Source organism: Halomonas sp. Mc5H-6, from assembly GCF_024124705.1.
GTDB lineage: Bacteria > Pseudomonadota > Gammaproteobacteria > Pseudomonadales > Halomonadaceae > Vreelandella > Vreelandella subterranea.
Map to the genome: position 1 here is coordinate 1 of NZ_JAMXSI010000030.1, position 1,462 is coordinate 1,462.

Annotated in this window: 3 protein-coding genes; 2 read left to right on the forward strand and 1 reads right to left on the reverse strand. The window is 52.6% G+C overall.

Annotation, left to right across the window (positions count from 1 at the left end):
* Positions 1-341 (forward strand): prolipoprotein diacylglyceryl transferase family protein (locus NH395_RS18285; RefSeq protein ID WP_253026929.1); only part of this gene is annotated, 341 nt, incomplete at its 5' end.
* Positions 338-856: a protein-disulfide reductase DsbD N-terminal domain-containing protein gene (locus NH395_RS18290; RefSeq protein WP_092825659.1), complete on the forward strand. Its 519-nt coding sequence runs from the start codon at positions 338-340 to the stop codon at positions 854-856. The genes NH395_RS18285 and NH395_RS18290, both read left to right, overlap by 4 nt.
* Positions 857-895: 39 nt before the next feature.
* On the opposite strand, the gene NH395_RS18295 is transcribed toward NH395_RS18290, so the two are convergent.
* Positions 896-1,285 carry a MerR family transcriptional regulator gene (locus tag NH395_RS18295; RefSeq protein ID WP_092825661.1) on the reverse strand — a complete coding sequence of 130 codons (390 nt, stop codon included), beginning with the start codon at positions 1,283-1,285 and terminating at the stop codon, positions 896-898.
* Between the last annotated feature and the right edge of the window lie 177 nt (positions 1,286-1,462).

Below are 1,462 nucleotides of genomic sequence, written 5' to 3' on the forward strand. Positions count from 1 at the left end.
TATTCCCTCCCATGATGGGGCTCGGCTCAGAGCCACGCCATCCCTCGGCGCTTTACGAGTTCGCTCTTGAAGGCATCGTGTTGTTTGCCGTGCTGTGGTGGCTATCGCGCCGGCCGCGCCATAGGGGGCTGATTTCGGGGCTTTTCCTGCTTCTGTACGGAGCCTTCCGCTTTACGGTGGAGTTCGCACGCCTCCCGGACCCACAGCTGGGGTTCATTGCCTTTGGCTGGTTGACCATGGGGCAGCTATTGACACTACCGATGCTCATCGCAGGCTTTGCCCTGGTCGCCTGGTCCAGACGCCAGCCAGTAGATAAGCCAAAGGCTGCGTTAAACTCATGAACCCAATTGTCGCTTTTCTAACGATGGCACTCTTTATCGTCACACCGGTAGCCGCACGTGAAGACATGTCTTTGGTGGGTGACAACAGCTCACCCTTTAGCAGTACGACCCAACGTGACTACCTACCGGCTAAAGAAGCCTTTCGAACCACTGCCTGGCGGGACGATGACCGGATTTATATCGGCTTCACTGTCGCCGAAAATTATTACCTTCATCGGCATCAGTTCGCGCTTGAGAGCCTTTCTCCCGGTGTCAGTTTCGGTGAGCTGGCGTTGCCTCCTGGTGTACTCATGATGCACGCCTCGCTAGGTGAAATTTATGTTTTTTACGACCAAGTAGTGGTCAGCGCGCCCATTGAGAGCAACGCCGCCGACAATGTGTTATTGGCAATTGAGATGACGTTTCAAGGCTGTTCTGATCAGGGGCTTTGCTATCCACCTGAAAGAGTTGAGCTAAACGCACAACACGGCTCGACACCCGCAATATTTGCTCCCACCTCACCAGAAACACCATAAGGGGACGCAAATGGACCCTATTGATTATAGTTAAGATATCTAATCATCAGTCCCCAGCGATTGGATCAACTCCTTCAAGCTGGGGCTTTCTGTCATTGTGTCTTGATTCATGCTGTCCAGCCATTGCGCTATTATATGGAACTCTTGAGCCCGCAAGTGAAGACGTTGCCGCTGAGAGGTCAGTGGTACTGGCTCAATAAACTCTACAGTGTCTTGATCCGCCCAAGATAATATTTGCTTGATCTCTGGAAGGCTCACACCCAGTGAACGCAGACAGTCGATGAAACGTAAGCGACCTAGGGATTCCGTTTCGAAAAGTTGGTAGCCATTGTGCGGATTACGGCGCGGTTGTAGCAGCCCCTCTCTTGTGTAGTGACGAACTGTTTCTGCCGTTACGCCGCCAGCCCGAGCCAGCTCGATGACTCGCATAATCTTGTCCTCTCTTGATCACTTTGTTTCAGCCTACAACCGTAAGGTTGGAGTTATTGTCAAATCTGGTGTATGACCATCAGGCGGCGTCTCTGCCAGTTTGATCATCCACCTGCTCTCCATCCCGAAACTGGACGTTGTCCACGACCAGCTTCAGTTGGTCGAACCCCTTGATCC